Source organism: Pseudonocardia sp. CA-107938 (assembly GCF_050936315.1).
GTDB lineage: Bacteria > Actinomycetota > Actinomycetes > Mycobacteriales > Pseudonocardiaceae > Pseudonocardia.
The window spans coordinates 1,226,519-1,239,899 of the sequence record NZ_JBNJNA010000002.1 but is presented as its reverse complement, the minus strand read 5'-3'; the positions used below and the strand labels follow the sequence as shown (position 1 = coordinate 1,239,899).

Here is a 13,381-nt window from a genome sequence, read left to right as displayed (position 1 = left end):
GTCGTCTCCTGCAGTCGAGCTGACGGGGTTCAGGTGGCCGCGCCGGCGTGGGCGTCGGCGTGGGCGTCGGTGGCCCGGGCGCGCTGCGGCGACCAGGTGGCCGGCACGATCGTGACCGGGGTCGTCGCGTGCAGGACGCAGTACAGGCCGACGGAGCCCAGGATCGCGCTGCCCAGCACTCCGCGGCCGCGGTGACCGACCACGAGCAGCTCCGCTCCGGCGGCGACCTCGACCAACGCCCGCCCAGGCGAGCCGGCGACCACGTCACGGACATCGACCACGACATCGACCCCGCCCAGCGCAGGGTCGGCGGCGACGGCTTCATCGACCTGGTTCTGGGCCGCGCGGCGAGCAGCAGGGCGCAGGTCCGGCAGGTCCGGCAGATCCCTGGCCACCGCCAGCGCCTCCGACCAGTAGTCGGGTACCGCCACGGCCGCCACCACCCGCAACGGCACCGACCGCCGGCCCGCCTCCTCCAGCGCATACCGCACCGCCGTCGCGGCCGCCGGTGATCCGTCCGTTCCGACCACGATGCGCGCCGTCGTGTCCACAGCAGTCCCTTCCTCCGAACACAGAAGCGGTGTGTCTCCGGTTCCGAGCCTGCTCGCCCCCGCGGTGCTCGACGACGGTCCGAGGTCCCGGCGCGGGACGACACTGGGCGCGCGCCGACGAGGTGTTCTGGGGTCTTCCTCCGCCTCCGCGCGGACCTTCGGCCCTGTCCGCCGCCGCAGCCCGCGCCGCGCAGCGCTCGACACAGGGACCGCGCCGCAGGGACCGCGCCACAGGAACCTCGACACAGGTATTGCAGGGGCTCCAGGACGGGACTTTCGGCCGTGGTCGGAGAGGCCGCCGCCGGTGATCATGACCACATGACGGATATCCCTGCCGCGCTCGGGCTGACGTCCGAGGACGTCGTCGGCCTGCTCACCGCGGCAGGCCGCGCCCCCTCCCTGCACAACAGCCAGCCGTGGCTGTTCCGCGTCGCACCCGACGTGATCGAGGTATGGGCCGACCCCACCCGCCGGCTCCCCGCAGCCGATCCACACGGCCGCGAGCAGCGCCTGGCCTGCGGAGCGGCGCTGTTCAACCTCCGACTGGCCCTGCACGGCCTGGGCATCCGACCACTGGTCACACTCCAGGCCGACCGGGCCTACCCCGACCTGATCGCCACCATCCGCTACGGCGGTCGCAAACCACCCACCCCGAGCCAACGCGATCTGCTCGCCGCCATCCCCCGTCGGCGCACCAACCGCCGCCCGTTCACCGACCAGCCAGTAACCGGCACTGAGCTGACCGCGCTACGCCGCGCCGCGGTCGAGGAGGGCGCCTGGCTGCACGTCGTCGACGATCCCGATGAACGCGCCCAACTCCAGGACCTCTCCGCGCAGGCCTACGCCGTCCAACAAGCCGATCCCGCCTTCCAAGCCGAGTTCGCCCGCTGGACCGCTGTCAGCCCCGACCGCGCGGACGGAATCCCCGCCCTGCCCGGCGAGCAACGCCCCGCGCTGCACGACCGCTGGGTGAAGCGCGACTTCACCGACGGGCAAGGCCGCACCACCGCCCAAACCGGGATCGTCTTCGAAACCCGACCCGCGATCGTGGTGCTCTCAGCCCAGATGTTCGGTCCGACCTCCGAAGTCAGCACCGGACAGGCGATGCAACGGGTACTGCTCACCGCCACCCTCGCCGGACTCGCAGTGTCATTCCTCTCCCAGATCATCGAGGTCGACCAGACCCGGGAACGGCTGCGCTCACTGATCCGCGGCGTCCACAACCCCCAAGTACTGCTGCGCATCGGCCGCGGATGGCCCGTGCCGTCCACCCCACGCCGACCCGTGGCAGACACCCTGATCACCGCCCCTCCCCCGCACTCCCCCAGCCACAGCCACGCTGATGAGCACCGCGATCCAGGCTGGGCACGTCGCCCCAGTCGCGCCGCCGGCTGAGTGAGCGCACGCCTGGACCACGGGACGCTCAGATTCGCGCACCCTCCTCCAGGGCCGAACGGCACGGCCGGGCCCGGTCACCCGACCCGAAGTGTGAGCCGTGAGCAGGCCGATGCCCAGGAAACCGCCGCAGGTTGACGATGCGGCTGGGCTCGTCCCCGACGGGCAGATCGTTCGGCCCGAAGGACCTTCGACCCTGCCCGGCGGCTCGGCCGCCGTGCGACCGTGAACGACATCGCCGGGCCGTGGATCGCGGGCATGGGCACCACTGTCGCGATCCGTGCGGGGCCGCGGGCACGCTGGGGAGCGGTGCCCGCGGCCCATCACGTCGCCCGATCCGTCGGTCGACCGGTGCATCGACCGTGCCGCACTGCGGTTCACCGCACCGGGCGAAGCTCGATCCCTGCAGCCTCGAGCGCGGCTCGGGTCCGGCGAGCGATCTCGACGGCGCCCGGGGTGTCGCAGTGCACGAGCAACGCCTCGGCCCGCACCTCGATCCGGCTGCCGTCGTTCGCGGTGATGACGCCGTCGGTCGCCATGTGCACGGCCCGATCAGCGGCCTCGTCCGCGTTCTGCAGCAATGCGTGTGGCTGGGTGCGGGGCTGCAGCAACCCCTCGGCGGTGTACGCGCGGTCGACGAAGGCCTCCGAGACGACTCGCAGACCGGCATCCTGGCCACGACGCCACGTCTCGGTGCCCGCCTGGCAGAGGAGCGGGAGGTTCTTGTTGAACTCCACCGTCGCGTCGACGAGTGCCTGGGCGTGCTCGGCATCCTTGGCGGTCGCGTTGTAGAGAGCGCCGTGCGCCCGGACGTAGTCGACCTGGCCGCCGGCCAACCGCGCGAAGACCTCCAGGGCTCCCATCTGATACAGCAGGTCGTCCCGGAGCTCTGGGCCTGGCATCGCGATGTACCGACGGCCGAAGCCGTGCAGATCGCGATAGCTGACCTGCGCCCCGATCGACACCCCGTTCGCCACCGCGATGGCGCACGTGCGCCGCATGATGCCCGGATCGCCACCATGGAAACCGCAGGCGACGTTCGCGCTCGTGATGATCTCGAGCAGAGCATCGTCCTCGCCGAGGCTCCAGCGCCCGAACCCCTCACCGATGTCGGACGTCAACGCCACCCGGGTCGGCTCGGCCTCAGCGGCGATCGGGTGCGTGGCGGTCGTTGCGTTCATGGTGTTGCCAGCACTCTGCGGTGTGGATGGCGATGGCCCGCTCTGCGACGCCATGGCGGGGAGGTCCGGCCGGAGCCTGGTGATCACCTGGGCTGAGGCTCGCAAGTCCGCCCAGGATCCCTGCGGTGGACCGCTCGCACGGTTCCGGGGTGATGCTCGAGCCCGGGGCGATGGTCGTGGAGTCCTCAGAGGTGGCCGGCTCCGTTGCGCCACGGTCGGAGGTTGAGTCCGTGTCCTGGTCCATCCAGGCGGCGACATCGATTCCGTGGCGGTGCGCGATGTCGAGCAGGTCGTCGAGACGGGCCTGGTGGATGTCCACGTCGTGGTCAGGTCCGTTCTGCCTGGCCATGGCGAGGTTGTGCCGGGCCAGCATCGTCTGTTCGCGCAGTTCCCCGAGCATGATCACCAACTTCCGACAGCCTCAGCGGAAGTCAATGATGTACGCAGTTGCGAAAACCCGCAAGTGCTGGCCTGCTGCTGGTGGTCTACGGTTGAGGGGTGACGGTGAGCCGGCGCCCGGGGCCGTTGCGATGGTTGTGGTACGCGTTCGGCGGCAGGCTGCCACAGGCCTTTCGCGGCTGGGTGTTGCACGACGCGACCTGTCGCACATGGCGACTGCGCCACCTGGTCAGGTCGTTCGTCCAGGTCAGCCCGCTCGCGGTGCCGATCGTCATCGTCATTCCTGGTCCGTTGTGGGCTCGGCTGGTCGCGGTCCTGTTGGGCTGGCTGGTGGCCCTGCAGTACTCGTTGTTCATCATGGACGGTTCGGTCGAGCATCGGGTGCAGGCCGCCGGCTACCCACCGGGCACGGCCGATCGGGTCCGCGACGCCGCATCGGCACCGCGGCGAGCCCAGGCCGCTGCTCGCTACGCGGCCCGCTACCGAACCTGATGCGCGTGGCGGTGTGCCCGGCCGCGTCGACCCGGCCGTGTCGACCGGGCGGTTTCAGAACCCGGTCAGGCATCTGGCCCGCATGACTGCGACAAGGACGCAAGGGACGCGTGCGCGGTCACGGCGTTCGCAGGCCCTGCAGCAGCTCGATCTGCTCGGACAGCACCCCGGTCAGGATCGAGCGGGCCACCGCCAGAAGCTCGGGAACGCGGTGGCCGGTCACCGAGTAGTGCACGGCGGATCCGTCCTTGCGCGTGGTCACGAGACCTGCGCGACGCAGCACGGCCAGGTGTTGGGACAGGTTCGCCGGCTCGATCGCGATGGCCGCCAGGAGTTCCGACACCGCTTGCTCACGCTGGCCGAGAAGCTCCAGTACGCGGATCCGCACCGGATGGCCCAGCGTCTTGAAGAACTCGGCCTTGAGCTGATAGAGGGGTCTGCTCACCGCAGCTGCGCCCCCACTGTCGTCTCGCACCCATCGTCCGAACCGTCGACGCGGGCCTCGCGCACCTGAGGCCGATCGGTCCCGACCCTGCGCTCGACCCGTTCCGGGGTGGTGATCGGGCCGCAGCCGCGCACCAGCACGTAGGTCTCGGTCCGTTGCAGCGTGATGGTGGTCCCGCCTCCCGTGTGGCGCAGCTGCGCGACGACCGCGTGGGCGCGGGTGGCCGCCGGGGCGCTGGTCCACGTCGTGGCCAGTAGTGTCGCCCCGGTTCCGTGGTCGATCATGAGTTCGGCGCCGCGGAAGGCCTTGTCGAACACGGTCTCTTGCATCAGGTGTGTACGGATGAGTTCCTGCTCGGCGAGAGCGGTGGCCGGATCGATCTGCATGCGGTCGATGCGCACCGTGGCGCCGGGCCATGCCGGTGCGAGGCCGGGTTCCTGCCAGGCGACGGCGTAGCTCTCGGCGACGAGATCGCCGCCGGCTGCCGCCTTGATGCGTTCCCGGACCCGGGTGAGGTTGGGGGCGGAGGACTGGATGGGACGATCCCAGTAGGACACCGCGACGACCACGCCGGCGTCGCTGTCCATGAGGGTCGTCAGGCCCCGGTTGCCGATGGCGGCTTCGACCGCGGCGCGATCGGTTCCTTCCGCGCGTGCGACGCCGGCGGCAACCTGGTCCCGCCGCCCGAAGACAGTGTTGACCCGGGCATACACCTCAGATCACCTCACTGCCGTCGGGTGCGCCCGACGTGGCCAGCCGCGGGTCGATGCAGCGGCGCACCGCCGCTTCCACGGCGTCGGTGATCGCGGCGTCGTTGATCCGCCCGTGTCCGGGTCGCGGGGCGGCGAAGACCATCGCGGTCGCGCATGCGCGCAACACGCCCAGATCCAGGTGCATCGACCCGGGCGGGCAGGCCAACGCCACGCGCAGCACGCCCGCGACGACGTGGTGGCTCCACGCGGCATCGGCCGGGCGCAGCATCGAGCCTTCAGGACGGTCCTGCGCGATCCTCTCCGCCTCAGCCGCAGCGCGCATCCCCGGGCGCAGGTCGACCGCGACGTCGGCATCGCGGATCGCCTGTGTCCACGGGAATGCTGTCGCGTACCTGTCCTGCCAGGACAGCAGATCGCACACGCCGGCGATCATCAGCAGCGGGGCCAGTGCGGGCAGATGGTCGCCACCGGCGATCGCCACCTTGGCGACCTCGGTGGGTCGCCCGACGATCCTGAGGTGGCGCAGCACTGCCGCGCACAACGCAGCCGCGGCGCCGTCGTGATCGCTCACCACCAGGCGCAGGCCGTGCTCGGCCGCCCGCTCCGCTTCCTCTCGCGCGCGCACGGGGTCGATCTGAGCCAGGACCACGGCGCGGAACTGATCCGGCAGGTCGTCCACCCGAGCCGCGAGATCGTCGCCGACCGGCAGGATGATCACTCTTTCCGGGTCGAACCTTCCCAAGGTGCGCACCTGCGCGGCGAGGGCAGCCGGGTCTGCCTGGACCCGCGCGGATCGTGATCCCGCCGCCGCGGGGCCGCCAGGGCCGCTCAGCACTGCGACGGCAGGGGATCGGTACCGGGCCACCTGCTTCACCGCGGCACCTCCTGACACGGCACAATGCCATTTCCAGACTTTCGCATCTTAGCAAGTGCGGACTACGGCAAGATGATGGATGTTCGGTCCGTCGACGCGGTGATCGTCGGTGGGTCCTGGCGCTCGAGTGGGATGGACGATGCCGTGCTGAGTTTGTGGCGCAAGATCCGGCGGCTCGGGCGGGTCGCCGAACCGGCCCCTGCCGCCCCGACAGCGGGACGACCGGAAGTCGCGCTGACGCTGGGTGGTTCGGTCCAGGTCCGCCACGTCGATGCCGGGTCGTGCAACGGGTGCGAGGTGGAGATCGGGTCGGCGTTCGGCCCGGTGTACGACGCCGAGCGCTACGGCGCCCGGCTGGTGGCCTCGCCGCGGCACGCGGACGCGCTGGTGGTGACCGGTCCGGTGACCCGGAACATGGCCGAGCCGCTGCGCCGCACCTACGACGCCGTGCCGGCACCGCGGCTGGTCGTCGCGGTGGGCGACTGCGCCTGCACGGGCGGTCTGTTCGCCGGCGCGTACGGCGTCGTCGGTCCGGTGGGTGAGGTGGTTCCGGTCGACCTGGAGGTACCCGGCTGCCCGCCACGCCCGGAGGTGATCGTCGAGTCGCTGCGGACGCTGACCGGGCGATGAGTCCGATCGCAGCAGCGTTGGGCGCCGCGGTCGGCACCGCACTCGCCGCCGTCGTGGCCGCGCTCGTGGTCCGGCGGGGCGCGCGACCGGTGCTGGTCGGGGCACTCACGGCCGCGGCCGGGGCGGCCGGCGTGGTGGCAGGTGCGGCCGCATCACTGGGGCAGCGGTGGTCGGTCGAGCTGCCCGCGGTGCTGCCGCTCTCGGGTGTCGTGGTGGCAGTGGACGGGCTGAGCGGGGTGTTCCTGGCCGTCGGCGGTGCGGTCACCGTCGCGGCGTCGGTGTACGGGATCGGGTACGCGCGCCACGGCCTGGACGGGCGGTGCGTGCAGGCCGCGGTCCCGATGTTCGTGCTGTCGTTGCTGCTCGTGCCGGTGGCCGGCAGCGTCGCGACGTTCCTGGTGTGCTGGGAGCTGATGGCGCTGGCCTCGCTGGTGCTGGTGATCGCCGAGCACCGCCGCCGCGTCGAGGTGGCATCCGCCGGGCGCTGGTACGCAGTGATGACCCACCTGGGATTCGTGGCCGTCCTGATCGGGTTGCTGCTGCTGTCCGCGCCGGCGGCCGGTGACTCCTTCGCCGCGGTGCGCGCGGCCGCGCCGAGCCTGTCGCCGTCGGTGGCCGGACTTGCGTTCGTGCTGTGCCTGGTCGGGTTCGGTGCCAAGTCCGGGATCGTGCCGCTGCACGCCTGGCTGCCCCGCGCACACCCGGAGGCGCCCAGCCACGTGTCGGCGTTGATGTCGGCAGCGATGGTGAACCTGGGTGTCTACGGCATCGTGCGGGTCGGGTTCGACCTGCTGAGCGGGGGCGAGCGCTGGTGGTGGCTGCTCGTGCTGGCGCTGGGCGCCGGCTCGGCGGTGTACGGGATCCTGCAGGCGGTCATCAGCACCGACCTGAAGCGGCTGCTGGCCTACTCGACCACCGAGAACATGGGGCTGGTGCTGGTCGGGGTCGGCGCGAGCGGGCTGTTCGCCGCCACCGGGAACCCCGTGCTGGCCGCATTGGCCCTGGCCGCGGCCCTGCTGCACGTGCTGGGCCATGCCGCGTTCAAGACGGCGATGTTCCTGTCGGCCGGTTCGGTCCTGCAGGCCACCGACACCCGTGATCTCGACGCCCTCGGCGGGTTGCGGGCAAACATGCCGTTGACGACCGCGGCGTTCGGGTCGGGCGCGCTGGCCGCGTCGGCACTGCCGCCGGGAACGGCGTTCGTCAGCGAGTGGGTGCTGGTGCAGGCGTTGATCCACGGCCTGCCCGCACCCGGCACGGCCGCGTCGATCGTGCCGTCGATCGTGCCGTCGATCGTGCTGCCGATCGCCGTCGCGGCGGTGGCGCTCACCGCCGGACTGTCAGCGGTCACGTTCGTGAAGGCGTTCGGAGTGGGGTTCCTGGCCCGTCCCCGCAGCGACGCCGCCGCGCAGGCCCGGGAGAGCCCGCCGACCATGATCATCGGGATGGCGCTGGCCGGGCTCGCCGCACTCGGGGTGGCGGTCGCGCCCATGCTGGTGCTGCCGACGCTGGGCGAGGTGGCGGCCGGTCTCATCGGGTCGCCGGCCCCGGTGGCCGGGGTGATCACCATCGAGCTGGTCGGCATCGCCGGGTCGCTCTCACCACTCCTACTGGCGGTCGCGTTGGCAGGCGCGTCGGTGTTGGTGGTGACGGTGCCGCGGCTGCTCCTGGTGAGACGAGCGCGGCGACCGCGCCGCACGGCGCGGCTGTGGGACTGCGGTGGCGGACCGCTGACCGAGCGGATGGAGTACACCGCGACCTCGTTCGCCGAGCCGCTGCAGCGGGTGTTCGACGACGTGCTGCAGCCGGTGCAGGACGTCGACGTCACCCACCTACGGGAGTCGCGCTACCTGGTCTCGGCGGTGGCGTACCGGAGGCGGGTGCCCGACCGGGTCGAGCGACGCCTCTACGACCCGATGCTGGCCGCGGCCGCGGCGTGGGGACGGGCCGGGCGGCTGCTGGCCACCGGGAGCGTGCACCGCTACCTCGGCTACGGCTTCTACACCCTCTGCGCGCTGCTGGTCCTGCTGGTGATCGCATGATCATCGCGCTCGGGGTCGTCGGCGCCGTCCTGCAGGCGGTGGCGATCGTTGCGGGAGCGCCGCTGGTGGTGGGGCTGATGCGGCAGGTCCGGGCCCGGCTGGAGGGCCGGGTGGGCGCGGGGGTCGGGCAGCCGTGGCGCGATCTGCGCAAGCAGTTGCGCAAGGAGTCGATCACGCCGCGCGGCACCAGCGAGATGTTCCGCGCCGCGCCGGTGCTGATGGTGGCGATGACACTGACCGTCGCGGTGATCGCGCCGTTCGTGACCACCGCATCTGCGCTGCCGGCGGTCGCAGACCTGTTCGTGGTGGTGGCCCTGCTCGCGCACGGCACCGTCGTGCTGGCACTGGCCGGCCTGGACACGGGCACCGCGTTCGGCGGGATGGGCGCCAGCCGGGAGACCACGATCCTGGCTCTCGTCGAGCCCACCGCGCTGGTGGCGATCTTCGCGCTGTCGGTGCGGGTCGGCTCCACGAACCTCTCGGCGATCATCAGCTCGACCCTGGCCGATCCGGCCAGGGTGGTCTCGCCGGCCAGCCTGCTCGCCGCAGTCGCGCTGATCGTGGTGATCGTGGCCGAGACCGGGCGGCTGCCGGTGGACAACCCGTCCACCCATCTCGAGCTGACGATGGTGCACGAGGCGATGGTGCTCGAGTACGCCGGACCAGATCTTGCGCTGATCGAGCTGGGCTCGGCGATGCGGCTGTCGGTCTACCTCGGGCTGCTCGCCAACCTGTTCCTGCCGTGGGGGATCGCCACCGACGCCGGGCTCGTCGCGGTACTGGTCGGGGTCGCCGCGTTCGTCGCCAAGGTGGCCGTGCTCGCCGCGGCGCTGGCGTTCGCCGAGGTGTTCCTGGCCAAGGTGCGGCTGTTCCGCGTACCCGAGCTCCTGGCCGGCTCGTTCCTGCTCGCGCTGCTCGCCGTCACCGCCGCCTACCTGTTGGCCTGAGGAGGACGCCGAAGATGCACGCCGCCGGGTACGTACAGTTGCTCAACCTCGCCACGGGCGCGCTACTGCTCACCGCGGTACTCGTGCTGTGGCGCCGCGAGCTTTCCGTGATCATCCGCGTGTTCGCCGCGCAAGGCGTCGCTCTCGCGGGCCTCGTCGCCGTCATGGCCGTGCACGAAGGTGACCCGGAGCTGGGCGGCGTGGCGGTCGGGGTGCTGGTGCTACGGGCCGGCGTGCTGCCGGCGGTGCTGCGCCGGGCACTGGTCGGAACAGCCGCGGATTCCCGGGAGGTCCGGCCGCTGGTCAACGTCGCCGCGTCGTTGCTGGCCGCGGCAGTGCTGACGCTGCTCGCGCTGGCGGTGTCCCAGCCGCTCGTGCAGCTCGCGCCGTCGCCGGCGACCCAGGCCGTCCCGATCGGGATGGCGGTCGTGCTGATCGGGTTCTTCGTGCTGGTCACCCGCCGCCGCGCGGTGTCGCAGCTGGTCGGGTTCCTGCTGATGGACAACGGCATCACCGCCGTCGGGTTCCTCACCACCGCGGGGATCGGGCTGGTCGTCGAGGTGGGAGTGGCGATGGACGTGCTGCTCGCGGTGCTGGTGCTGCAGGTGCTGACCGGGCGCATGCGCGCGGCGTTCGGCAACACCGATCTGGACGAGTTGCGGGAGCTGCACGACTGATGACCACCCTGCTCGCCGTCCTCCCCGTCGCCGTCCCCGCGACGGGCGCACTCGTGCACGCCGTCGCGGGGCACCGGCGTGCCGCAGCGCCGCTGGGCCTGCCGTGGCTCGGCGTCGCGTCGGCGGCGACCTCACTGGTCGTGGCGGTGGTCCTGGCAGCGCGGGTGATCAGCGGCGGATCGGCCGTCAGCGTCGGCGGGTTGCTGCGGGTCGATGCGCTTTCGACCTTCATGCTGATCGTGATCGCCGCGGTCGCGCTGCTCGCCGCCATCGCGACCCCCGCCCACCTCGCCGCCGAGATCGCCGCCGGGCGGGCCAGCGGGCGCACCACGGCCCGGTACGGCGTGCTGGCGCAGCTGTTCCTGGCCGCGATGGCGACGGCCGTGCTCGCCGCCGACCTCGGTGTGCTCTGGGTGGCGATCGAGGCGACCACGATCGTGACCGCGTTCCTCGTGGGGCTGCGCCGCACCCGGGCTGCGGTCGAGGCGGCGTGGAAGTACGTGGTGATCTGCTCCGCCGGGATCGCGCTGGCCCTGCTCGGGCTCGTGCTGCTCAACTACGCCGGGCAGCAGACAGGAGCCGGCGCCGGACTGGACTGGGCCGCGCTGGTCGTCGCGGCGCCGGAGCTCGACCCCGGCGTCACCCGGCTCGCAGTGGTCCTGCTGATCGTCGGGTTCGGCGCCAAAGCCGGGCTGGCGCCGCTGCACGCCTGGCTGCCCGACGCACACAGCCAGGCCCCGGCCCCGGTCTCCGCGCTCATGTCCGGGGTGCTGCTGTCGGTCGCGTTCTACGCGATCCTGCGGACCAAGGTGATCGCCGACATCGCGATCGGGCCCGCGTTCACCCGCATGCTGCTGATCGCCGCCGCGCTCACCTCGCTGGGGGTGGCCGCGTCGCTGCTGCTGGCCCAGCGCGACTACAAACGGATGCTGGCCTACTCCAGCATCGAGCACATGGGCCTGCTCGCACTCGGCGCAGCCGTGGGCGGACCCGCCGCGACCGCCGCGGTGCTGCTGCACGTCCTGGGGCACGGGCTGGTCAAGAGCGTGCTGTTCCTCGGCGCCGGACACCTGCTGCAGACCTCCGGAACCAGCCGCATCGACGAGGTGCGCGGGCTGGCCACCGACCGGCCGGTGCTCGCCGGCTGCCTCGGCGTCGGCGTGCTGGCGCTGCTCGGCATGCCCCCGTTCAGCCTCTTCGCCAGCGAGCTCGGCATCGCCCGCGCCGGCTTCAGCGGCTCGGCAGCGCTCGCCGTGGCCACCGCCGCGGCGCTGGTCCTCGTCGTCGTCATCGCTGCGGCACTGATCAACCACACCAGCCGGATGCTGCTCGGCGAGCCGGCCGAGCAGCCCGGCTCGGCGCCGGGCGGGGACACCGTGACACGGACCCTGCCGCGGTCTACCACAGCCGCCCTGCTCGGCGGGCTGCTCGCCGCCGCGACGCTGGGGGTCACCACCGGACCGCTGTCGGTCCTGCTCGACGCAGCGACCCACACCCTGACGGGAACGCCATGACCTCCATCCCAGCCACGAGCGCGTCCACGATCGTGGCCTACGAGCTCCCCGACCAGGCCCGCGCGCTGCTGGCCGACGGCTTCCGCCTCGCGCTGGTCGCCGGGCACGACGACCGCCCGACCGGCGGCGGGCTCCGTGCGGTGTACTTGTTCACCCGCGCCGCCACCACGATCGATCCGGCGCGCCGCGCCGAGCTGCACGTCCCGCTCGACCCTGACCGGCCGCGCGTGCCCAGCCTGGCCGGCATGTCCTTCCCCGCCGGCCGGTTCGAACGCGAGATGCGCGACCTGTTCGGCATCACACCGGTCGACCACCCCCTGCCGCGGCGACTCGTCCGGCACTTCCACTGGCCCCGAGGGTGGTACCCGATGCTGTCCGACTCCGGCGAACCACCCGCCTTCGCCGACGTCGACGGCCCCTACCCGTTCCGCACCGTGGAAGGCCCCGGGGTCTACGAGATCCCGGTCGGCCCCGTGCACGCCGGCATGATCGAACCGGGACACTTCCGGTTCTCCGTGGTCGGCGAGACCATCCTCAACCTGAAGGCCCGGCTGTGGTTCGTGCACCGCGGCATCGAGAAGCTCTTCCAGGGCCGCACCCCCAGCCAAGGCATCGACCTCGCCGAACGCATCAGCGGCGACACCTCCGTCGGGCACACCCTCGCGTTCTGCGCCGCCGTCGAGGACGCACTCGACATCACCGTCACCGACGAGGTGCACCGCCGCCGCGCGGTCCTGCTCGAACTGGAACGGCTCTACAACCACGTCACCGACATCGGCGCCCTGTGCAACGACGTCGCCCACAGCGTGCTCAACAGCCACGCCGGGCGGGTCCGCGAACAACTGCTGCGGCTCAACGACCAGGTCACCGGGCACCGGCTCCTGCGCGGTGCCATCCAGCCCACCAGGACGATACTGCGCACTCTGCCCAACCCGGACGTGCTCGGTGCGATCGCCGATGACGTCGCCGAGATCGTCGGCCTCGCGCTGGGCCACAGCGTGATACGCGACCGCTTCGCCGGCACCGCCGTCATCACCGCCGCCCAGGCCACCGACATCGGAGCCCTCGGCTACGTCGCCCGAGCCAGCGGCCTGCGCGTCGACGCCCGCTACGACCACCCGTCGCTGCCCGGCCCGCTCCCGCGCCCCGTCCTCGACGATCCCGATGGCGACGTGCTGGCCCGATTCCGCATCCGCGCGCAGGAGTTCCACCACTCCGTCGCGGTCATCACCGCACTCGCCACCGCCCCCGGGGAAGAGCCCGACGCGGCGTCCCCGCCGCTGACCGGGACGCGATCGGGAGTAGGGATCGTGGAGGGATGGCGCGGCACGATCGTGCACCGCGTCGAGCTGGGCCCGGACGCCACGCTGACCCGGGTGAAGATCGTCGATCCCAGCTTCTTCAACTGGCCCGCGCTGCCGGTCGCACTGGCCGACACGATCGTTCCCGACTTCCCGCTGGTCAACAAGAGCTTCAACCTCTCCTACGCCGGCAACGACCTCTGATCCGAACCGACCATCA

At 72.0% G+C, this 13,381-nt stretch carries 14 protein-coding genes; 8 read left to right on the top strand and 6 right to left on the bottom strand.

Features of this window, described 5'->3' with window-relative positions:
* Positions 1–29 precede the first annotated feature (29 nt).
* On the bottom strand, positions 30–551 hold the full coding sequence (locus tag ACQEVB_RS38855) for a universal stress protein (RefSeq protein WP_432984268.1): 522 nt from the start codon (positions 549–551) through the stop codon (positions 30–32).
* 318 nt (positions 552–869) lie between these two features.
* Here ACQEVB_RS38855 and ACQEVB_RS38850 point away from each other — a divergent pair, with 318 nt between their 5' ends.
* Entirely contained in the window at positions 870–1,946 is a 1,077-nt protein-coding gene (locus ACQEVB_RS38850; RefSeq protein WP_432984265.1) for an Acg family FMN-binding oxidoreductase, read from the top strand.
* A gap of 377 nt (positions 1,947–2,323) precedes the next feature.
* Here the strand turns inward: ACQEVB_RS38850 and ACQEVB_RS38845 are convergent, their stop codons facing one another.
* Both ACQEVB_RS38845 and ACQEVB_RS38840 read right to left on the bottom strand, forming a co-directional pair.
* The gene (locus ACQEVB_RS38845; RefSeq protein ID WP_432984262.1) at positions 2,324–3,127 is read right to left on the bottom strand and encodes a LamB/YcsF family protein; all 804 of its coding nucleotides are present in this window, start codon (positions 3,125–3,127) and stop codon (positions 2,324–2,326) included.
* Entirely contained in the window at positions 3,090–3,536 is a 447-nt protein-coding gene (locus tag ACQEVB_RS38840) for a hypothetical protein (RefSeq protein ID WP_432984259.1), read from the bottom strand. The genes ACQEVB_RS38845 and ACQEVB_RS38840 overlap by 38 nt, the downstream gene beginning before the upstream one ends.
* Positions 3,537–3,625: 89 nt before the next feature.
* Between ACQEVB_RS38840 and ACQEVB_RS38835 the strand changes: the two genes are divergently transcribed.
* The gene (locus tag ACQEVB_RS38835; protein ID WP_432984256.1) at positions 3,626–4,018 is read left to right on the top strand and encodes a DUF5313 family protein; all 393 of its coding nucleotides are present in this window, start codon (positions 3,626–3,628) and stop codon (positions 4,016–4,018) included.
* Between the two features lie 118 nt (positions 4,019–4,136).
* On the opposite strand, the gene ACQEVB_RS38830 is transcribed toward ACQEVB_RS38835, so the two are convergent.
* The 3 genes from ACQEVB_RS38830 to ACQEVB_RS38820 all read right to left on the bottom strand — a co-directional run bounded on the left by ACQEVB_RS38830 (position 4,137) and on the right by ACQEVB_RS38820 (position 5,918).
* Positions 4,137–4,463, bottom strand: coding sequence for an ArsR/SmtB family transcription factor (locus ACQEVB_RS38830; protein ID WP_432984253.1), 327 nt, complete (start codon positions 4,461–4,463; stop codon positions 4,137–4,139).
* Positions 4,460–5,050 (bottom strand): hypothetical protein, encoded by a 591-nt coding sequence (locus ACQEVB_RS38825; protein ID WP_432984250.1) that lies wholly within the window; start codon positions 5,048–5,050, stop codon positions 4,460–4,462. Before ACQEVB_RS38825 ends, ACQEVB_RS38830 begins: the two co-directional genes overlap by 4 nt.
* A 127-nt stretch (positions 5,051–5,177) precedes the next feature.
* The gene (locus ACQEVB_RS38820; protein WP_432984247.1) at positions 5,178–5,918 is read right to left on the bottom strand and encodes a hypothetical protein; all 741 of its coding nucleotides are present in this window, start codon (positions 5,916–5,918) and stop codon (positions 5,178–5,180) included.
* A gap of 276 nt (positions 5,919–6,194) precedes the next feature.
* On the opposite strand from ACQEVB_RS38820, the gene ACQEVB_RS38815 reads away from it, so the two are divergent.
* The 6 genes from ACQEVB_RS38815 to ACQEVB_RS38790 are packed head-to-tail and all read left to right on the top strand — an operon-like array spanning position 6,195 to position 13,365.
* Positions 6,195–6,680, top strand: a complete 486-nt coding sequence (locus ACQEVB_RS38815; protein WP_432984244.1) for an NADH-quinone oxidoreductase subunit B family protein — start codon at positions 6,195–6,197, stop codon at positions 6,678–6,680.
* Positions 6,677–8,722, top strand: coding sequence for a proton-conducting transporter transmembrane domain-containing protein (locus ACQEVB_RS38810; protein ID WP_432984241.1), 2,046 nt, complete (start codon positions 6,677–6,679; stop codon positions 8,720–8,722). Before ACQEVB_RS38815 ends, ACQEVB_RS38810 begins: the two co-directional genes overlap by 4 nt.
* Positions 8,719–9,669, top strand: coding sequence for a respiratory chain complex I subunit 1 family protein (locus tag ACQEVB_RS38805; protein WP_432984238.1), 951 nt, complete (start codon positions 8,719–8,721; stop codon positions 9,667–9,669). The genes ACQEVB_RS38810 and ACQEVB_RS38805 overlap by 4 nt, the downstream gene beginning before the upstream one ends.
* Positions 9,670–9,683: 14 nt before the next feature.
* Complete coding sequence (locus ACQEVB_RS38800) at positions 9,684–10,346, top strand: hypothetical protein (RefSeq protein WP_432984235.1); 663 nt, start codon at positions 9,684–9,686, stop codon at positions 10,344–10,346.
* Positions 10,346–11,860 (top strand): proton-conducting transporter transmembrane domain-containing protein, encoded by a 1,515-nt coding sequence (locus tag ACQEVB_RS38795; protein WP_432984232.1) that lies wholly within the window; start codon positions 10,346–10,348, stop codon positions 11,858–11,860. The genes ACQEVB_RS38800 and ACQEVB_RS38795 overlap by 1 nt, the downstream gene beginning before the upstream one ends.
* The gene (locus ACQEVB_RS38790) at positions 11,857–13,365 is read left to right on the top strand and encodes an NADH-quinone oxidoreductase subunit C (RefSeq protein WP_432984229.1); all 1,509 of its coding nucleotides are present in this window, start codon (positions 11,857–11,859) and stop codon (positions 13,363–13,365) included. The genes ACQEVB_RS38795 and ACQEVB_RS38790 overlap by 4 nt, the downstream gene beginning before the upstream one ends.
* Positions 13,366–13,381: the final 16 nt, after the last annotated feature.

Bases quoted from the DNA above. Each gene is read 5' to 3' on its own strand.
- ACQEVB_RS38845 (WP_432984262.1), bottom strand. From the start codon at position 3,127: ATGAACGCAACGACCGCCACGCACCCGATCGCCGCTGAGGCCGAGCCG.
- ACQEVB_RS38795 (WP_432984232.1), top strand. From the start codon at position 10,346: ATGACCACCCTGCTCGCCGTCCTCCCCGTCGCCGTCCCCGCGACGGGC.
- ACQEVB_RS38850 (WP_432984265.1), top strand. From the start codon at position 870: ATGACGGATATCCCTGCCGCGCTCGGGCTGACGTCCGAGGACGTCGTC.
- ACQEVB_RS38810 (WP_432984241.1), top strand. From the start codon at position 6,677: ATGAGTCCGATCGCAGCAGCGTTGGGCGCCGCGGTCGGCACCGCACTC.
- ACQEVB_RS38800 (WP_432984235.1), top strand. From the start codon at position 9,684: ATGCACGCCGCCGGGTACGTACAGTTGCTCAACCTCGCCACGGGCGCG.
- ACQEVB_RS38790 (WP_432984229.1), top strand. From the start codon at position 11,857: ATGACCTCCATCCCAGCCACGAGCGCGTCCACGATCGTGGCCTACGAG.
- ACQEVB_RS38825 (WP_432984250.1), bottom strand. From the start codon at position 5,050: ATGGACAGCGACGCCGGCGTGGTCGTCGCGGTGTCCTACTGGGATCGT.
- ACQEVB_RS38805 (WP_432984238.1), top strand. From the start codon at position 8,719: ATGATCATCGCGCTCGGGGTCGTCGGCGCCGTCCTGCAGGCGGTGGCG.